Annotated in this window: 15 protein-coding genes and 1 riboswitch; of the genes, 12 read left to right on the top strand and 3 right to left on the bottom strand. The window is 70.8% G+C overall.

Annotated elements, in window-relative coordinates; translation table 11 throughout:
* Positions 1–52 precede the first annotated feature (52 nt).
* The 6 genes from VF584_06335 (at position 53) to VF584_06310 (ending at position 9,213) form a co-directional block, all read left to right on the top strand.
* Positions 53–3,031, top strand: a complete 2,979-nt coding sequence (locus tag VF584_06335) for a prolyl oligopeptidase family serine peptidase (protein ID HEX8209788.1) — start codon at positions 53–55, stop codon at positions 3,029–3,031.
* 1,197 nt (positions 3,032–4,228) lie between these two features.
* Positions 4,229–4,561 (top strand): hypothetical protein, encoded by a 333-nt coding sequence (locus tag VF584_06330; protein HEX8209787.1) that lies wholly within the window; start codon positions 4,229–4,231, stop codon positions 4,559–4,561.
* A complete protein-coding gene (locus VF584_06325; protein HEX8209786.1) occupies positions 4,561–5,958 on the top strand; it encodes a sialidase family protein in 1,398 nt (465 codons plus the stop codon). The genes VF584_06330 and VF584_06325 overlap by 1 nt, the downstream gene beginning before the upstream one ends.
* Positions 5,959–6,163: 205 nt before the next feature.
* On the top strand, positions 6,164–6,931 hold the full coding sequence (locus VF584_06320; protein HEX8209785.1) for a carboxypeptidase regulatory-like domain-containing protein: 768 nt from the start codon (positions 6,164–6,166) through the stop codon (positions 6,929–6,931).
* Positions 6,932–7,350: 419 nt separating this feature from the next.
* Positions 7,351–8,367, top strand: a complete 1,017-nt coding sequence (locus VF584_06315; protein HEX8209784.1) for a hypothetical protein — start codon at positions 7,351–7,353, stop codon at positions 8,365–8,367.
* 99 nt (positions 8,368–8,466) lie between these two features.
* Complete coding sequence (locus VF584_06310; protein ID HEX8209783.1) at positions 8,467–9,213, top strand: hypothetical protein; 747 nt, start codon at positions 8,467–8,469, stop codon at positions 9,211–9,213.
* A gap of 101 nt (positions 9,214–9,314) precedes the next feature.
* Here the strand turns inward: VF584_06310 and VF584_06305 are convergent, their stop codons facing one another.
* Both VF584_06305 and VF584_06300 read right to left on the bottom strand, forming a co-directional pair.
* Positions 9,315–9,581: a CPXCG motif-containing cysteine-rich protein gene (locus VF584_06305; protein ID HEX8209782.1), complete on the bottom strand. Its 267-nt coding sequence runs from the start codon at positions 9,579–9,581 to the stop codon at positions 9,315–9,317.
* A complete protein-coding gene (locus VF584_06300) occupies positions 9,578–10,018 on the bottom strand; it encodes a MarR family transcriptional regulator (GenBank protein HEX8209781.1) in 441 nt (146 codons plus the stop codon). Before VF584_06300 ends, VF584_06305 begins: the two co-directional genes overlap by 4 nt.
* Positions 10,019–10,123: 105 nt before the next feature.
* Between VF584_06300 and VF584_06295 the strand changes: the two genes are divergently transcribed.
* Positions 10,124–10,393: a DUF3006 domain-containing protein gene (locus VF584_06295; GenBank protein HEX8209780.1), complete on the top strand. Its 270-nt coding sequence runs from the start codon at positions 10,124–10,126 to the stop codon at positions 10,391–10,393.
* Positions 10,394–10,477: 84 nt separating this feature from the next.
* Here VF584_06295 and VF584_06290 read toward each other — a convergent pair whose 3' ends face one another.
* On the bottom strand, positions 10,478–11,881 hold the full coding sequence (locus tag VF584_06290) for a S8/S53 family peptidase (protein ID HEX8209779.1): 1,404 nt from the start codon (positions 11,879–11,881) through the stop codon (positions 10,478–10,480).
* A gap of 220 nt (positions 11,882–12,101) precedes the next feature.
* Here VF584_06290 and VF584_06285 point away from each other — a divergent pair, with 220 nt between their 5' ends.
* The 5 genes from VF584_06285 (at position 12,102) to rsgA (ending at position 18,094) form a co-directional block, all read left to right on the top strand.
* Positions 12,102–13,697: an N-acetylmuramoyl-L-alanine amidase gene (locus VF584_06285; protein ID HEX8209778.1), complete on the top strand. Its 1,596-nt coding sequence runs from the start codon at positions 12,102–12,104 to the stop codon at positions 13,695–13,697.
* Positions 13,698–13,842: 145 nt separating this feature from the next.
* Positions 13,843–14,823: an NAD(P)H-quinone oxidoreductase gene (locus VF584_06280; protein ID HEX8209777.1), complete on the top strand. Its 981-nt coding sequence runs from the start codon at positions 13,843–13,845 to the stop codon at positions 14,821–14,823.
* A gap of 334 nt (positions 14,824–15,157) precedes the next feature.
* Positions 15,158–15,700, top strand: coding sequence for an acyl-CoA thioesterase (locus tag VF584_06275; GenBank protein ID HEX8209776.1), 543 nt, complete (start codon positions 15,158–15,160; stop codon positions 15,698–15,700).
* A gap of 443 nt (positions 15,701–16,143) precedes the next feature.
* Entirely contained in the window at positions 16,144–17,061 is a 918-nt protein-coding gene (locus tag VF584_06270) for an RNA polymerase sigma factor RpoD/SigA (protein ID HEX8209775.1), read from the top strand.
* A gap of 109 nt (positions 17,062–17,170) precedes the next feature.
* Positions 17,171–18,094 (top strand): ribosome small subunit-dependent GTPase A, encoded by a 924-nt coding sequence (gene rsgA / locus VF584_06265; GenBank protein HEX8209774.1) that lies wholly within the window; start codon positions 17,171–17,173, stop codon positions 18,092–18,094.
* A gap of 194 nt (positions 18,095–18,288) precedes the next feature.
* Positions 18,289–18,372: riboswitch (cyclic di-GMP riboswitch) on the top strand.
* The last annotated feature ends 24 nt before the right edge of the window (positions 18,373–18,396 follow it).

Here is an 18,396-nt window from a genome sequence, read left to right as displayed (position 1 = left end):
CCTGTTCCCCGCCCCGGGGTCCCGCGTCACCCTTTCGCAGCCATCCCCACGTATGAAACGCAGAGCTTCGCTTTTTCTGACCGCGCTCTGGCTGGGCGCCGTTCCCGCCGTGGCCCAGGAGGGCCGCCGCGCGATCACGGTGGCCGACTTCGACCAGTGGCGGTCGGTGCACGGCGCCACCCTTTCGCGCGATGGGCGCTGGGCGGTGTACACCCTGGTGCCGCAGGTGGGCGACGGCGAGGTGGTGGTGCGCTCCACCGCCGGCGGGGCCGAGCATCGCCACACGCGCGGCTACGTGGGTCGCCCGCAGACCCGCGCCGGCGCCACCGGCCCAGACGCCGGCTACCAGCCCTCCCGCGCGCAGTTCTCGGCCGACGGGCGCTTCGCCGTCTTCTCGATCGAAGCCCCGCGCGCCGAGTGGGACCGCGCCCGCCGCGAGCGACGCAAGCCCGCGGACATGCCCCGGTCGTCGCTGGGGATCATGAGCCTCGCAGACGGGCGCGTGACCGTGGTGCCGCGCGTGCGGTCGTTCCGCATGGCGGAGGAGAACGGGCGCTGGCTGGCGTACCTGCTGGAGACGGACAGCACCGCGGCCCGCACTGCCCGCGACACGGCGGCGGCAGTCGCGGCGGCGGCTCCAGGGCAGGCGCCGGCGGCGGCGGCGACGCCCGGCGGCACCCCGCGCCCCGTGAGCACGGACACCGCGCGCGGCGCCAGGAAAAAGGATTATGGCTCCACCCTCGTCGTGCGCGACCTGCAGACGGGAAACGAGACGCGCATCGAGGAGGTGATGGCGTTCGCTTTCGACCGCGGCGGGCGCTGGCTGGGCTACACCGTCTCCGCGCGCGCGGGCGAGCGTGACGGCGCCTACGTGCGCGCGCTGGCGGAGGGGCGCACGCACACGCTGCTGGCCGGCGCGGGCGGCTACCGCGGCCTCACCTTCAGCGACGACGGGCGCCAGGCGGCCTTCACCACCGACCGCGACTCGCGCGACCGCGACAAGCCGCTCTCCGCCCTCTACCACGCCACCCTCGGCGGAGGCGAGCCGCGCGTGCGCCGCGTGGTGGACGCGGACCAGGTGGGCACCGGGCGCATGGTGGCCGACCGGGGCCGCATCCGCTTCACCGAGGATGGAGGGGCGGTGGTGTTCGGCGTCATCCCCGTAACCCCCGACTCCATCCCGGCCGACTCGCTGGCGGACAAGGCCGTCTTCGACCTGTGGAACTACCGCGATCCGCGCCTCCAGCCGCAGCAGCGCGTGGAAGCCGCGCGCGACCGCGACAGCGCGTGGACGGCCATCGTCCGCCCCGGCGAGCGGCCGGTCGTCATCGGCAGCGACACCCTGCGCGGCGTGCAGCTCTCCGACGACGGGCGCGTCGCCATCGCGAGCGATGAGATGCGCTATGGCGTGCAGGCGATGTGGGGCGAGGGCGGCGCGGACGTGTACGCCACCGACACCCGCACCGGCGTGCGCCGCCCCGTGGCCACGCGCATCCCCTTCGACCCGCAGCTCTCCCCCGGCGGCCGCTTCGTCCTCTTCTTCGACCGCGACCGCCGCTGGCACTCCTTCGACGTCGCCACCGGGCGCACCGCGGACCTCACGGGGCGGCTGGGCGTGCGCTTCGACCAGGAAACGTGGGACACCCCCTCCGATCCCGCGCCCTGGGGCGTCGCCGGGTGGACGCAGGGCGACCGCTCGGTGCTCGTCTACGACCGCTACGACGTGTGGGAGCTGGACCCCGCCGGCCGCCGCCCCGCCCGCGTGGTGACGGACTCCGCAGGGCGCCGCGGCAAGATGGTCTTCCGCTGGGTGGACCTGGACCCCGAGGAGCGCTCCATCGACCCGCGCCAGCCGCTGCTGCTGCGCGTCTTCAACGATGACACCAAGGCCAGCGGCTACTTCCGCGACCGGCTGGGCTCTAACGCCGCGCCCGTGCGGCTGGTGATGGAGGACCGGCAGCTCGGCACCCCCAGCAAGGCCCGTGAAGCCGACGTGTACCTGTGGACCAGGCAGACCGTCCGCGAGTTTCCGGACGTGTGGGTGAGCGGCGCCACCTTTGCCGACGCGCGGCGGATGAGCGAGGCCAACCCGCAGCAGTCGCGCTACCGCTGGCCCAGCGTGGAGCTTGTGAGCTGGCGCTCCGAGGACGGCGCCGACCTCCAGGGGCTCCTCTACAAGCCGGAAGGGTTCGATCCGTCGAAGAAGTACCCGATGGTGGTCTACTTCTACGAGTCGCTATCGGACAACCTGCACCAGTACCGGATGGACGTGCCGCGCAACACCATCCAGCCCACGCTGTACGCGTCGAACGACTACCTGGTGTTCATGCCGGACATCCACTACACCACCGGCTACCCGGGCCAGAGCGCCATGCGCTCCATCGTCCCCGGCGTGCGCTCGCTCATCGGGCGCGGCTTCGTGGATTCGGCCAAGGTGGCGATCCAGGGGCAGTCGTGGGGCGGCTACCAGGTGGCGTACATGATCACCCGCACCCCCATGTTCCGCGCGGCGATGGCGGGGGCGCCGGTGGCCAACATGACGAGCGCGTACGGCGGCATCCGCTGGCAGAGCGGCCTGGCGCGCGCCTTCCAGTACGAGCGCGGGCAGAGCCGCATCGGCGCCACGCCGTGGCAGAACCGGGATCTGTACATCGAGAACTCCCCGCTCTTTGCCGCGGACCGCATCCAGACGCCGCTGATGATCATGCACAACGACAACGACGGCGCGGTGCCCTGGTACCAGGGGATCGAGATGTTCGTCGCCCTGCGGCGGCTGGGGAAGGAGGTGTACCTGATCAACTACAACGGCGACGAGCACAACCCCACCAAGCGCGCCAACCAGGTGGACCTCGCGATCCGGATGATGCAGTTCTTCGATCACCACCTCAAGGGCCGCCCGCAGCCGGACTGGATGCGCCAGGGCGTCCCCTTCCTGAACAAGGGGCGTGACCAGGTGCTCCCGACCGCCGAGGTGCCGCAGCCCGGCACTCAGCCTGCCGCCACGGGCGCGACGAGTACGACACAGCCCTGACCACGCTCTCCTCCGTCCCCCTCATCTCTCTCGCCACCCTCCGCCGCCTACCGGCGGCACTCCTCCTGGCCTGGGCCGCCCCCTCGCGGCCCAGGCGTCCGTCGCGGGGCGCGCGGTCGATGCGGCGGCGCTGACGCCGCTCGCGGGCGTGCAGGTCCGCATGTGTTCGCTGAAGCTGGCTAACCGCACGTCGGTTGGGCGCCTGGCGAGTGGGTCCGTACCGCTCAGCTCTGGGTCTCGCACCACGTTCCTGCGTTTAGAATTACCACGCGGCACCCTCCTCCACAGCTCCCAAACGGCGAGTGGAAGGATGCAGCGCAGGCGAACGGCCGGCGCGGCTTGGCGAATACGCCCTCGCGAGCGGCAGGGCAACTGACGAGCTGTGCCACCCGATCCGGCCTGGTTCTCTCCGCGACTCCACGCTTGCTCCTGCGGCTCAGGAAGCTAGCGGGCGCACATCTATGGTCCGCAGGCTGCGAGCCTCTGCCACCTGAAGTGTATGCCTGGCTCGGGCTGGACGCGTGGGCGCCGAGCATAGCTATACGCTCTTTTGTAGACGAACCTTGACGCGGAGCGCGCGGTAAGATAACTGTCTCTGAAGTGTATTCTCCCCCTACGCACACCCAGGTTCGCGCCTCTCGTAGACCCTGACTCCGGAGCCAGCTGTAGGAGCCCGGATAAACCCACTTTACGCTCGATGAGCCATGAAGGTGGTGAAAACGGCAATCCTACCCAGGGTGACCTGAGGCTCCATACGGGCGCCGTCCGCAGGTACATAGCGAAGTCCCACCTCTTGCAACGGATTCTACGATGCACAGCCAACGCGGCTCAATGCTGGCACGTACCTATCTCCTCGTAGTCGCCGTCTCCACGATGGCGGCTTGTGACCGTTCCGGAAGCCCTCTCGCTCCGCCCGACCGGGGCCCCGAGGGGACGGTGGTGAGAGATGGTGGCCGCCCCGCGACTTTTCGCAGGACACCGCTGACGCGGGAGCAGGCGCGTCAGAAGAGGATCGTACACGCGAGAGCTGCGCTCGCCCATGCGCGGGCCGGAGCCACCGTCCGTATCAGCGACGGTCGGGAGCTTTCTGGAGCGGACGCGGTCCTATACTTGGAGCGTACGTTGCACGCGCTCGAGTCGGGCTCGTCTCCGCTTTCAGTCCTACGCGTCGCGGATTCGTCCGCTGGGATCACATCGATGGCGGCGGATGACGGCGGGTATGTCTATGGCCAGACAATGCTGCACGGAAGCATGGATGTGTCATGGGTCTGGGCGTGGACAAACGGAATGCAAGCGGACGGGGTCGCGGTCGAGGGACATATGGCGGTAGGTCTCAGGTCCACGATCGGGGGCAGTTGGAAATCGGAATCGGTATATTACGGAGAGTCGGCGATGGGGGATGAAGTGAGTATCAGCGCGGAGATCAGGTGGGATTACACCTGGCAGCATGAATACACTAGCTCCTACTCCGATCACTTCGCGCATTACGGCTCGTTCATGGCGTGGACCAACTCACAGGCGAGCCGCTGATGCAAGAGCGGTCAAACTTCAAGGTCGCACGCAACGCTATGGCGGCACTTTCCGCCACCGCGCTCCTCTGCGGGATGGTGGCGGCACGTGCGATCTCACAGTCGCACGCGGACCGCGCATGCCCCGAGAGCGGCGTCCGGTGGACGGAGCCGGTCACGCGCGCGGGCGTGAACTTCGCCTGGCCGGAACTGGCCCTGGGGCAGGAAGCCGCGTACGCGTTCGCCTTTGTCAGGGCGGGGGCGCCGGGTGCATCCCGCGGCATCGCCGCGCTGCAGCGTGGCACGGAGGAGTTGGGGATGCCTCCCGGGGCGATTGATTTCTACGATCCCGTGCTGGCCGTGGATCGCGCCGGCACGCTGCACGCCGTCTGGGGGGAGCACGCGGCCGGGCCAGCCCGTAATCCGAATCCGTCTGGCTTGCCGCGAATGGCGGACCTAACCCGGCTCGGCCGCATCCTACATGCGGAGCGCCGGAATGGACGCTGGAGCGACGCACGGGTCGTATACCGCGCGCCAGCCATAAGCTGGCATCGCGCGCTGCTCACCCGTCTGGAGCTGGACGGGGGTGGGAATCTGCACGTCGCCTTCATCACCAGACCGTCGTCCGGTATGAACATGCTCGTCCACCTTCGCCGCGGCCCGGACGGCTGGCGAACGACGGAGTGGGTGGCGGCCCGGCCCCGCGGTGCCGGTACTGGACCGGTGAGCGACACGATGATCCCCATGAGCGGAGGTACATACCCCAGCATTGCGGCGGGGGAGGGACGCCGCACCTACCTCGCGTTCGCCAGCCCCGCTTTCCCGATCTCCGGCGGCTCGAAATTTGGCGGTGATACGAACAGCCTGTGGGTGCGGCGATCCGACGACGCGGGATTGACGTGGGGCGGGCCCGTGCTCGTGCACCGTTCGGGAAACGTGGGAGGGTACGAGCCGAAGGTCGTCGCGACCGGCGGCGATACGGTCCATCTGATCTGGCGGACGCAGGTGGACCAACGGTTCGGGCGAGATGAGATCCGGCACGCCATCTCGACGGACGGGGGGGTGACATGGGCGAGTCCGATTCAGGTTCGGCTGCCGGGGCCGTATCCCGTCCGTCACCTGCGGGTGGTGGCAACTACGAAGGGTGAGCTCTACATCGCGTTCGGGCATCAGCCAGCGAACCTCCCCGATTCGGTGAAATCGAAACCCGGCCCTGTCAACGATCAGATCTTCTACGCCCATTGGCGTCCGTTCGGCTGGTCTGTGCCCCAGCCGCTCCGGCCCGAGCTGCATGTGCACCCCTTCGATCTCCGCATCGATGGGGCCGACCGTCTTCACCTGCTGTGGGCCTTCCAGGCCTCAGCCAATTCGCCGCGGCGCCTCCAGAGCTACGCTGTGGGCTCGCCGTGTGCGTCTTAGGCTAAACTAAACAGTCCCCCCCAAGATGCCGAGGCGCCCAGTGTGGGGAACCATGATGCCACCGGGGACTTACGTATCGTACGGGTGCGGACGTCGTCAGGGTACGCGCTCTGGGTGCTCCCCGCCGCCGTGCCGCAGCCGGGCGCCCCGGCGACATCCACCGGCGCGACGACGACCGCGTCGCAGCCCTGACCCTCGCCCCACCATGCCCCTCCGCTCCATCCGCCGGCTGACGGCGGCGCTCGTCCTTGCCTGGGCCGCGCCCGCCGCGGCCCAGGTCCCGGACACGGCATCCGTCGTAGGGCGCGCCGTCGACGCGGCGACGCTGGCGCCGCTCGTGGGGGTGCAGGTCCGCATGGCGTCGCTGAAGCGCACCGCGGTCAGCGACTCGAACGGCGTGTTCAGGATCGGCGGCCTGCCGCTGGGCGACCACCCCACGATGGTGACCCGCCTGGGCTACCGCGCCTCGGTGGCCGTCTGGCGAGTGGGTCCGGAAGGATTGGAGCTGGAGGTGCCGCTCACCGCGGAGCCGCTGATGCTGGAGGCGATCCGGGTGCAGTCGCGCCGGTTCGAGCGGCGGATCCGCTCCAGCGGGTCCACCGTGCGCGGCTTCGGCGACGAGGAGCTCCTGTTGAGCGCGGCCCCCGACGCCGGCGAGTTCGTCCGCACCAGGATGGGGCTGGTGATGACCACGTGCGGCAGCCTTTCCAGCGGGGGCGCGCAGGAGTGCGTGCGCGTCCGCGGCGCGCCGGTGCGCCCGTGCGTCATCGTGGACGAGCGCCCCGCGTTCGGCGGGCTGACGGAGCTCGGATTGTACCGGCCGCAGGATCTCTTTCGCGTGGACGTTCTCGCGGGGGGCGCGGTCATCCAGGTGTATACCACGCAGTACGTCCAGCGGATGAGCCAGCGGAGGTGGACGCCCATGTCGCCCGACAACCTTGCCCGGATCGCCTGCGGGGGGGGCGGCCGCTGACTGCTTTGGCTCACGCGGAGACGCGGAGGAGGTGGCGGAGTTTTCTGCGTTCTCCGCGCCTCCGCGTGAGACCCGCTGTTCGGAAGCTGGAGGGTGGCTGAATTTCGGGCAGCCACACATTGCCGCCGTATCGCTCGCCTTTTTGTCCGCCTCACGCTCCCTCGTCCAGAATCCGCACGCCGCACCCTCCTCCGCCGCTCCGGCTCCGCGGCACCTAACTAGCCCACCCGCATCACCTTACGCGACCCACTCCGTGCGGCACCGCTTTCGCCCTGGCGGCAGGCGGGTGTGCCCCCGGCGGGCGCCCCGCTCTCACTCCGCGGGATGGTATCGATGAAAACGATGATCGGATCGGTGCGGGCCAACGGCGGCGGCTTCGCCAGGTACGCCGTCGCGAGCGGCGGTTGAGGGGGATCATCATGAGCCTCGACTTTGAGCCTATCGCGGTAGCGGAGGCCCGGCGGTTCGCGGAGGCGCGCCACTGGCAGGCGGTGCAGCGCGTGCTGGGGCCGCTGCGCACCTCGCTGCACGCGGAGCCCGAGGCCCTCCTCCTACTGGCCGAAGCGCTCTTTCGCCTGGATGACCGCCCCGCCGCGCTCGCCCACGCCGACGACGCGCTGCGGGAGCTCCGCGCGCGCGGCGACCATGCGGGCGCGCTGCGGGCGCAGAACCTTGCGGGGGTGATCCTGCTGGAGATGGGCGCGCTGGACGAGGCCCGCATTCGCCTGGAAGACGCGCTGGAGACCGCCGCGGGCGAGGGGATGGACAAGGTGCGCGCCGACGCCGCCACCAACCTCGGTGTGCTGCACGACATGCGGGAGCAGCCCGGGAGGGCCGCCGAGTGGTACCGGATCGCGCGCGCTCTCTATCACCAGCTGGGCGACGCGCTGGGCGAGGCGCGCATCCTCCACAACCTGGGGATCGCGCAGCAGGCGCTGAAGTCGTGGGACGAGGCGGACCGCTGCTTCGCCACCGCCGCCGGCCTCGCGCAATCCGCGGGGGAGCAGCAGCTCTTCGCATTCGCGGTGGTCGCCCGCGGCGAGGTGGCGCTGATGCGCGGCGACCTGGCCGCCGCCGAGCGGTTCGCGCGCCAGGCCCTCCTCCGCTTCGACTGCCACAGCACCCTGTACGGCCACGCCGAGGTGCGCAAGCTCCTGGGGATGGTGGCGTGGGCCCGCGGCGACCTCCCCGCCGCCCGCTGCGAGCTGGACAGTGCGGTCACCCTCTGCGAGATGAGCTACGCCCCCCTGGTGGACGCCGAGGTGCGCGTGGAGCGCGGCCGCTTCCGCCTGGAGACGGGCGACCCAGACGCCGCGCGCGAGGACCTGGAAGCCGCCGCCCGCGCCTTCGACGCCCTCCGCGCCCCCCGCCGCGCGCAGGCCGTCCGCTCGCTCCTCTGCGCATCGCCATCGCGCGAGCACGCACGCGTGGCGTAAAGCCGTACATCGAATGTTTGCTTGCGGCGGGGCTTGACCGGGCGCACACTAGTCGGGTTCCCCGTTGCCCTCTTTGCGCCCCCCTAGAGAGAAGGTCCCATGCTACCGGACGCCTACGCCCGCGTGCTCCGCGGCTCTTTCCGCCTGGCTCCCTTGTTCCTCCTGCTCGCGCTCCCGTCCGTCGCCGCAGGACAGTCGCCGGGCGGGCGAGCGCCGGCCGCGCCCCCGGCCGGCGATCCGTGCGCCGTGCTGAACTCGGGGGGAACGGTGTTCGACGCCAGCGAGTGTGCCGAGCTCGCCGCCACCGGGATGGTGGCGCGCCCGACTGGATGGACGATCCTGGCGGGGAGGAGCTACGCCTGGAAGATCGTCACCGCCGTGGCCACCGGCACGGATACGTCGGGCCGCACACGGACGGTTCACGGGACGTTCTCGGACGGGTCGACGGCTGACCGCTCCGCGCGCGGCGGCATGCCGGTGGCGCTCGTGCGGGCGAGCGACCGCGCCGTGCTGGCGCGTGCGACGACCGCGGCCGACGGGAGCTTCCGGCTCGCGATCCCCGCCGGTGCCCGCGGGGAGCTTCGGCTGGTGGGATTCCCCTGGGTCGGCACCGCGCCCCCGGCCGAGACGGTGGTGTGCAACGGCGCGGGCGACTGCTTCGACTACTGCACCCTCCCCTCGATGCCGAGCACGCTGTCGCCCATGTGCGTCGAGGACCCCGGAATCGCGCTCCTCGCGGTAAGCGCGCCGCCGGGGCCCCCTCCCACCGCCACGCGCCGGGTCCGTGAACTGACCAGGGACACCGCCGTAGCGTCCCGCCCGGCACCGCAGTCACGGCGCCCGTGAACGAGTGGACTCGGTATACCCTGAAAAGACGAGCCACAGAGACAACCTTTCCGCTGTTCTCTCTGTGGCTCTGTGTCTCTGTGTGAGGCCCTTTCCTTCGGCTACTCTCCGTCCGCGGCCTCCGCCCACACTTCGGCGGCGCCGTCGGGGCCGTAGACGACGGTGACGTGCCAGGGGCGGCAGCAGACCTGGCAGTCTTCCACGTACCCCTGGCGCGTGCCGCTGCCGGGGTCGAGCGCGATCTCCACCGGCTCGCCGCAGTACGGGCACTGCACGGTGGCGCTGGTGTCCGCCACGCCGTCGCCCAGGGGGAAGTCGGCCTCGAGGTCGTCGTCCCAGGGCGCCGGATCTTCGGAGATGAAGATCATCCGCCCGCCACCCGCCGGCACCACGCGGCGAGCCGCTCCAGCTCGTGGTCGCCGAAGCCGGCCAGCAGCTCGGCCTCGGCGGCCTCGCGCGCGCGGACGGCGGCGGCGTAGCGGGCCCGGCCCTCGGCGGTGACCTCCGCGCGGACGCTGCGGCGGTCCGCCGGATCGGGGACGCGCCGCACCAGGAGCTCCGCCTCCAGCCGGTCCACCAGCTGGGTGACGTTGGACTTCACGCAGCAGAGCCGCTCCGCCAGCTGTCCCAGCGGGATCGGCTCGTCCGCCTCCACCAGGGTGTGCAGCGCGCCCATCTTGGCGAGCGAGAGCCCCATCGGCTCCACGCTGCGCTCCAGCCGCGCCTCCACCTCGCCACCCGCGCGGAGGAGGGCCGCCAGTACCTCGCGCACACGCGGGACGCACAGAGCTCCGGTTTCGTTCATACCTGAACTTCGCACGCCCTCCTCGCCGCCGTCAAGCCGCCCGCGCTTGCGTCCAGATCGTGCCGCGCCTACCTATCCGCCACCGACCGCGCGCCCAAGGAGCCCATGAGCCAGAGCTGGACGGTGGACAGCATCGAGGAGGGGATCGCGGCCGTGCACGAGGAGAACGGACGGCTGCTCCACGTCCCCGCATGGCTCCTCCCCAACGGCACGCGCGAAGGCGACGTCGTGGTCATCGAGCGCGAGCCGGGGTCGGGCTCCGTCACCCTCCGTCTGCGCATCGACCGCGCGGCCACGGAGCGCGCGCTGGCCGCATCGCGCGATCAGCTCGCGCGGCTGCGGCAGGGGGATTCGGGTGGGGATATACAGATGTAACTACAGGGAATAGGGATCAGGGAATAGGGAATAGGAACGGCGATCGGATCAGCCATTCCCCATTCCCGATTCCCCATTCCCCAGTCAGTTCCCCGTCACCGCCCGGTACGCGTTGATCACCCCGTATCCCTGCTCCGAGTGCCGGTTCGGATAGTACTGCGCGGTCTGGGTCAGGCGCTGGCGCAGGCCGTCGCGGGTGAGGCCGGGGGTGCGCGACCAGACCAGCGCGGCGACCGAGCCCACGATCGCGGTGGCGTTCGAGCTGCCGCCCATCCCCACCACGTCGGCCGTGTACTGGCCGGTGCTGGGGACGTCCAGGTACGCCGTCAGCTCCACGTCCGCGCCACGATGGATGCCGCAGGGGACGCCGCCGCCCGGGTACGTCACGCCCGTCACCGCCACCACCTCCGGCATGTCCGCCGGGAAGACGACGTTGCTGTCCAGGATGCCGTCGCCGCATCCGCTGGTGCCCGCCGCGCCGAAGAAGAGGATCGGGTAGTTGTAGTGCCAGTACTCGATCTCGTCGGAAACCTGCCAGTACCAGTTCAGCGACTCCCACGCCATCACCACGATGCGCGCGCCGTTCTCCGCGGCGGTGCGCACGCTGTACTTGGCGTCGCTGCTGGAGACGGTGGCCACGCCGTCCGCCTGGCGCACGCTCACGAAGTTGGAACGGTAAGCGATGCCGCCCACGCTGCGCCCGTCGCGCGGCGCGGCGATGATGCCGGCCATGCGCGTGCCGTGGCCGCAGGTGTCATACACGCTCGCCATCGACGACACCTTGAGGAGCTTCAGCGTGCGCCCGGCGCTCTCACCCGTGGCGAAGGTGCTGGTGAACTGCCCCTGGCCCGACGAGATCCCCGTGTCCGTGAGGCCGATGGTGACGCCCGCGCCGCTGCTCAGCGTCCAGGCATCGGGGATGCGCATTGCGGTGAGCTTCTGCGAGTACATGTCGCCCGACGCGGTGTACTGCCGGTCGCCGGTCCACGCGCTTCCCCATCCGCACCCGCCCACCCCCGCGAACTCGGGGAGACCGTCCTCCACCATCGTCGGCTCCACGTAGTCGACGAACGGCAGGCGGCGCAGGGCGGCCAGCGCCCCGGGTCCGTCCAGCTTCACCTCCATGGACGGGAGGAGGTCGTCCGTGCGCACCAGCGTCACGCCCGGCTGCGAGGCCACGGCCGCGCGCCCCTGCGACCACTCGCTGCGCCCCACCAGCACCCGCCCGCGCCACACGCCGCGCACCGCCCCCGGCGACTTGAGCCCCACCGCCGCGTTCCCACCCGCGGCGGAGATGGCGGCCCAGAGCTGCTCGTCGGTGCGCTCCACCCAGGTGCCGGGGCGCTCCTGCGCGCGGGTGGGGATCGGCTGCCCCGCCCGCGACACGGCCGGCGCCACCGGATCAGGCGACGCGGGATCGTCGGAGCAGGCGGCCAGCGCCACCAGCGCGGCGAGGGCGAAGGGTACGGTGGTACGCGGAGCGTGCATGAAGCGTCCTCTTATGCTGCGATGAAGAAATGCGGCCGTGACCCGGGGCGGGCGCGGCCTGCGGAGGAGGTAAACAGATGGCGCTAAACGATATACAAGGTTTTGCCGGGATGCAACCCTCCGGGCGCGTCCGGCGCGTCCTTTGCACCGCCACGCAGGGCTGCGCCGCGGCCGACCGTCCGGCTGCCCCGCGATCCGCCGGCATCCACAGGAGCCCGTGTTGACCCGGTCATTCTCCCTGCGCCCGTACGCCGCCGTCCTCTTCCTGGCCGCCGCCTGCGCCCCCGGCGCTGGTACGCCAGCGACCAGTCCGGAGCCGCGCCCCGAGGCCGCGCCCGCCGCGCTGGAATACGTGCCGCTCACGCCCGGCCTCCCGCCGATCCAGCGCGTGGAGGCCCCGCTCGCGATCCGCGTGATCCAGCCGGGCAACAACGTCATCCGTCCGAGCCGGGACTCGGCCTTCATCTACGGCTCAGTTGGGACGGGCGGCGCGGCGCTGACCATCAACGGGACGCTGGTGCCGGTGGCACCCAACGGCGCGTTCATCGCCTACCTCCCCGTGCCGGCGAGCGCGTGGGAGCTGCGCGCCTCCAAGAACGGGCAGACGGCCAGCCACACCCTCACCTACCGGCCCGAGCCCACGCCCGACTTCGAGGGGATGGGGGGCGTGCCGCAGGTCTTCGCAACGCCACTTGCGGCGCGGGTGAGCGGCGGGCAGGACACGCTGGCGACGGGATCTGAGGTGTTCGCGCGCGCCACGCCCTCGGGCCCGTACCGCTGGTTCTTTCCGCGGGGCACCCGCCTGTCGCTGACGGAGCACCGCGGTGGCCAGTATCGCGTGCAGCTCGACCCATCGACCGTCGCCTGGATCGAGGCGAGCAGCGTGACGGTGGCCGACACCAGCGCGGCGCCGATAGCCGCGGTCGCGCTGGGCGCCATCGCCGTGAGCCCCGCCGAGCGCTGGGTGGACGTCCGCATCCCGGCGCAGCGTGCGCCGTTCCTGGTGGAGCCCGGCGAGCGCGAGTGGACGGTGACGCTGTACGGCGTGACCGCGCAGGCGGCCAACGCCGTGCAGAACGACGCGATGCTGACCGGCGTGGCGCAGGACGCGGCGGGCCCGTCCACGGCGCGGGTGCGCCTGTCGCTGGCCCGCGCGCCGTGGGGATACAAGGCGTTCTACGCGGCGGATGGGGCGCTCGTCCTGCGCCTCCGCCGACGCCCGGCGATCGACGCGGCCAACCCGCTGCGGGGGCGGCGCATCGTGATCGACCCGGGACACCCGCCCGCGGGCGCCACCGGCCCCACCGGCCTGTTCGAGGGCGACGCCAACCTCGCGATCTCCCTGCCGCTGGCCGAAAAGCTGCGCGCCGCCGGCGCCGAGGTGATCCTGACGCGCACCGGGCGCGAAGCCCCGTTCTCCACGACCACGGCCGAAGACCTGCGCGGCCGGGTGGCGCTGGCGGTGCGGAGCGACGCGGAGATCCTGGTGTCGGTGCACAACAACGCCTTCGGCGAGGCCCAGAACCCGTTCCGCGCCTATCACACGGCGGTGTACCACTTCCAGCCTTTTGGCCGCTCGCTGGCGCAGGCGCTGGCGGACAACATCGTCGGCGTGACGCTCCTTCCCAACCGTGGCGCGCTGCGCGAGAACCTGGCGCTGGTGCGCCCCACCTGGCTCCCCTCCGCCCTCACCGAGTCGCTCTTCATGCCGATCCCGGAAGAGGAGAACGCCCTGCGCGACCCGGGCTTCCTCGACCGGCTGGCGGCGGCGCACGTGCGCGGCATCGAGGCGTTCTTTCGAGCCGAGGCGCGGTAGGAGGAAAAGCCTCACACAGAGAACACAGAGACGACGGAAAGCCGCGGAGAACCTCATTCTGTTCTTTCCGGTACGCTCTGTGTCTCTGTGTGAGCCCCGCTGTTCCAACGCACTCACGCAATAACGCACTCACGCACTTGATTTGATGAAAGCGATCGTCATCACCCGCCCCGGCGGCCCGGAGGTGCTGGTGCAGGAAGACCGGCCGGTGCCCGATCCGGGGCCGGGCGAGATCCGGGTGCGGGTGCACGCCTCCGCGCTGAACCGCGCCGACCTCCTGCAGCGCCGCGGCATGTACCCCGCCCCTCCCGGCGCGCCCGCCGACGTCCCGGGGCTGGAGTACGCCGGCGAGGTGGACGCGGTTGGGCAGGGCGCGGGTCTTTGGGCCGTGGGGAACCGGGTGATGGGGATCGTGGGCGGCGGCGGGCACTCCGAGTATGTGGTGGTGCACGAGCGCGAGGCGATCCGCATCCCGCAGAACCTTGGGTTCGAGGAGGCTGCCGCCATCCCGGAAGCCTTTCTCACCTCCTACGATGCCCTCTTCCGCCAGCTCGACGTCAAGGTGGGGGAGCGGGTGCTGATCCACGCCGTCGGGAGCGGCGTGGGCACCGCGGCGCTGCAGCTGGCGCGCGCGGCGGGGGCGGAGGTGCTCGGCACGTCGCGCTCGGCCGCCAAGCTGGAGCGCGCCCGCGAGCTGGGGCTGGAGACGGGGATCGACACCAGCAAGGAGGACCTGGCCGAGGCGGTCAACCAGGCCACGTACGGGGGCGGGGTCCACGCGCTGCTGGACCTCGTCGGCGGAAAGCTGCTGGAGGCGTCGCTGCGGGTGCTCGCGCTGCGCGGCCGGGCGGTCGTCGTGGGGACCACCGCCGGCGCCAAGGCGGAGATCGACCTGGGGCTCCTCCTGCGGCGCCGCATCCACATCTTCGGCACCGTGCTGCGCAGCCGCCCGCTGGAGGAGAAGATCGCCCTGGCGCGCGAGTTCTCCGGCGCCGTGCTCCCGCTCGTCTCCTCCGCCCGCATCCGCCCGGTCATCGACACGGTGTACCCCTTTGCCGACATCCGCAAAGCCCACGAACGCATGGAGGCGAACGACACCTTCGGGAAGATCGTGCTGACGTGGTGATGGCGGCGCGGGGCGCCGGGGGCGGGGCGGATGCGCCGGGGACGGCGCGCCGGGGGATGAATCCCCCGGCTGGAACGACGGGAAGGCGGCTGAAGCCGGCTCGAGAACCCCGGCATCGGAGTGGAGGCTGACGCAACGGGGAGATGCATGCGTACGCCCCTCCCCCAGGTAGTTATTGGGGGAGGGGCCGCGAGGTGACGAGCGGGGGAGGGGGCCACCCCTTGCGCCCGCCGCCCTGCGCGCCATCTTCCCCGCCGCCGGACCAACGACCTTTCGAGCGCCCCGGCGGACGAGATCCGCGGGGCGCTCTTATCACGGAATAGAGGAGATGGACGTGGAACAGAGAATCAGGCCGGTCGAGATCTACATGCAGGGGCCCGCCCCGGACATCGAGGTGCCGCGGCCGGTGCGGCTGTCGCAGGTGACGTTCGCGGACCTGGCGGAGCCGCAGAGCCAGAACGTGGCGGGGACGCTGTTCGGCGGGGTGCTGCTGGGGTTCATCGACCGCGCGGCGGCGTTCTGCGCCATGAAGCACGCCGGACGTCCCGTGGTCACCAAGAGCATGGACAGCGTGGAGTTCAACGAGCCCATCTACATCGGCGAGCTGGTGATCGCGCATGCGTCCGTGAACTTCGCGGGGCGCACCAGCATGGAGATCGGGGTCAAGGTGCTGGCCCAGAACCCCGTCACGGGCCAGGAGCGCCACACCAACACCTGCTACGCCACCTTCGTGGCCCTGGACGAGCGCGGCCGCCCCACGCCGGTGCCCCCGGTGCTGCCGGAGACGGAGGAGGAACGGCTCCGCTTCGAAGCCGCGCAGCTCCGGCGGGAGGAGCGGCTGGCAAGGAGCCGGAGGAAGCAGAAAAAGCAGGGATGAGGGATGAGGGATGGGGGATGGGGGATGAATCAAACGCGCTGTTCCTGATCCCTAATCCCTGCCGTTGGGAACCAACCTCCGCCAGCACGGTACTCTCCATTGACGGCCGTGGAGGCGCCCGCTACGTTTTGCGCCCCCTGAGCCGGCCACCTACTTCTTGCACACGCCCGGATGACTTTTCCGTTCGCCCCACGGCCCGAGAGCCGCTCCGGAGCATGCCGGGAGCGGGGGCGTGGCGCGTCGGCAGGGCGGTGCGCGGGGGCGCGGCGGCGGAGTTAGGAGGCGGAAGCGGCGGCACGCCGCGGCACCTCTCAACCCCCGCCCGGCCGCAGCCCAGCGCCGGGCGGTTCGTTTTGCTCCGGGCAGAGCTTTTGCAGGGTCCACAACGTTTGGCACAGCCACAGAAAACGGCTCCGGAACGAGCGCAAGCTACGGATCGAGATATGGCGACAGCGCGGAAAGGCACCACCACCACACCAAGGCGGCGGAAGAAGGGCGGCGGGTCCGAAGCGGGTTTCGGTGTCGCCAACGAGGACCAGTCCAGCCTGGACCAGTACCTCAAGGAGGTCAGCACCCACCCGCTGCTCACGTCGCCCCAGGAGATCGAGCTGGGGCGCCGCGCGCGGCTGGGCGACGAGGACGCCGTCAACGAACTGGTGCGGGCCAACCTGCGCTTCGTGATCTCGGTGGCCAAGAAGTACCAGAACCGCGGCGTCTCCCTCTCGGACCTGATCCAGGAGGGGAACGTCGGCCTGGTGACGGCCGCGCGCAAGTTCGACCCGGACCAGGGGGTGAAGTTCATCTCCTACGCCGTGTGGTGGATCCGCCAGGCGATCCTTTCGGCGCTGGCCAACCAGGGCCGCTCGGTGCGCGTGCCGCTCAACCGCGCGTCGGACCTGGCCAAGATCTTCCGCGAGCGCGTGCGGCTGAAGCAGGAGCTGCGCCGCGATCCGTCGCCGCAGGAGCTCAGCGAGGCTACCGGCCTGTCGCCGGAGATCGTGGAGAGCCTGCAGACGCTGAACGCCGCCGAGATCCGCCTGGACGCCCCCATCGGCGACTCGGACGACAGCCAGCTGATGGATCGCTTCATCGCCGACGAGGCGATCATGACGGAGGACGAGGTGGAGGAGCGCCTCCTCTCCGAGCGGATCGACCGGGCGCTGAACACCCTTCAGCCGCGCGACGCCAAGGTGCTGAAGCTGTACTTCGGCCTGGAGGGCGGGCGCGAGCACACGCTGGAGGAGATCGGCGACATCCTGGGCGTGACCCGCGAGCGCATCCGCCAGCTCCGCGACCGCGCCCTCAAGCGCCTGCGCGAGGGCGAGATGGGCGAGGCGCTGGCCTCGTTCGCGGCCGCGTAACGATGGCTGGCCGTGGCATGCAGGCGCGCCGTACCCGGGTTCCGGGTGCGGCGCGCCGTCTTTGCGGAGGCCTCACACAGAGAACACAGAGACGACTTCGAGGCACAGAGTGGCGACGCTGACCGGAACGGTGCTCCGCGCGCAAGGCGGAGTGTACGAGGTCGAAACCTCGGAGGGAACGGTGGAGGCGTCGCTGCGCGGACGGCTCAAGCGCGAGGAGCGCACCGGCGACAAGGTGGCGGTGGGCGACGTGGTGGAGCTGGGGCACGGCTCCGGCTCGGGCGCGGAGGCGTGGACCATCGAAAGCGTCCACGACCGCCGCAGCGTCCTCGCCCGCCGCGCGCCCGGAAAGGCGCCGCGCGCCAAGGTGATCGTCGCCAACGTGGACCAGGTGCTGATCGTCTTCGCGGCAGCCAACCCAGCGCCGCACCTGCGCATGCTCGACCGCTTCCTGGTGATCGCCGAGGCGGCGGAGCTGCGCCCGCTGATCGTCGTCAACAAGACGGACGTGGAGGGGGAGGAGGCCGCGCGCGCTCTTTTCGCCCCGTACGAGCGCGCGGGCTACCGCATCATCTACACAGCCGCCAAGCAGGGTGTGGGCGTCGAGGCGTTGCGCGAGGCGATCTGCGGGCAGGTGTCCGCGCTCGCCGGGCCGTCGGGCGTGGGAAAGAGCAGCCTCCTCAACGTGGTGCAGCCGGGGCTGGGCCTGCGCGTCGCCACGGTGAGCGAGGCGGTGAACAAGGGGCGCCACACCACCGTCACCGCGCAGCTCATCCCCCTGAAGTGCGGCGGCTACGTGGCCGACACGCCGGGGCTGCGCGAGGTGGGGCTGTGGGAGATCGACACGGACCAGCTCCACTTCTACTTCCCCGAGTTCGAGCCTCTCATCGGCGAATGCCGCTACAGCTCGTCGTGCACGCACATCCACGAGCCCGGCTGCGCAATCCGCACCGCCGTGGACGCGGGCGACATCCACTTCGGCCGCTACGACAGCTACCGCCGCATGATGCTGGGCGAAGACGACGAGTACTGAAACGAAGCCTCACACAGAGGGCACGGAGTGGCACTGAAAGCCGCGGAGAACTTCCTCTCCGCGGCTCTTCCGTACCGCCGTGTTTTCTGAATCAGGAGTGTAGCAGTTGATCACGAACTTTTGATGTGACGCAGCCGCGCGAATGCTCGTCAAGGGGTGAATCAGCGGGGCGGCGGTGCCGTCCCCGATCCGGCTCCCGACAATGGCACACCCGCCGCGAGGCGGGGCCGCAAAGCCAGGAGTCTCCCGCCAGGGTGGGAGATCGTCCGGCCGCCAAAGGTGACGCGTCAGGGAAGCAAGCC

Source organism: Longimicrobium sp. (assembly GCA_036389135.1).
Taxonomy (GTDB): Bacteria; Gemmatimonadota; Gemmatimonadetes; order Longimicrobiales; family Longimicrobiaceae; genus Longimicrobium.
Note: the sequence above shows the minus strand (reverse complement) of the source record. Positions and strands in the feature narration are given on the sequence as shown.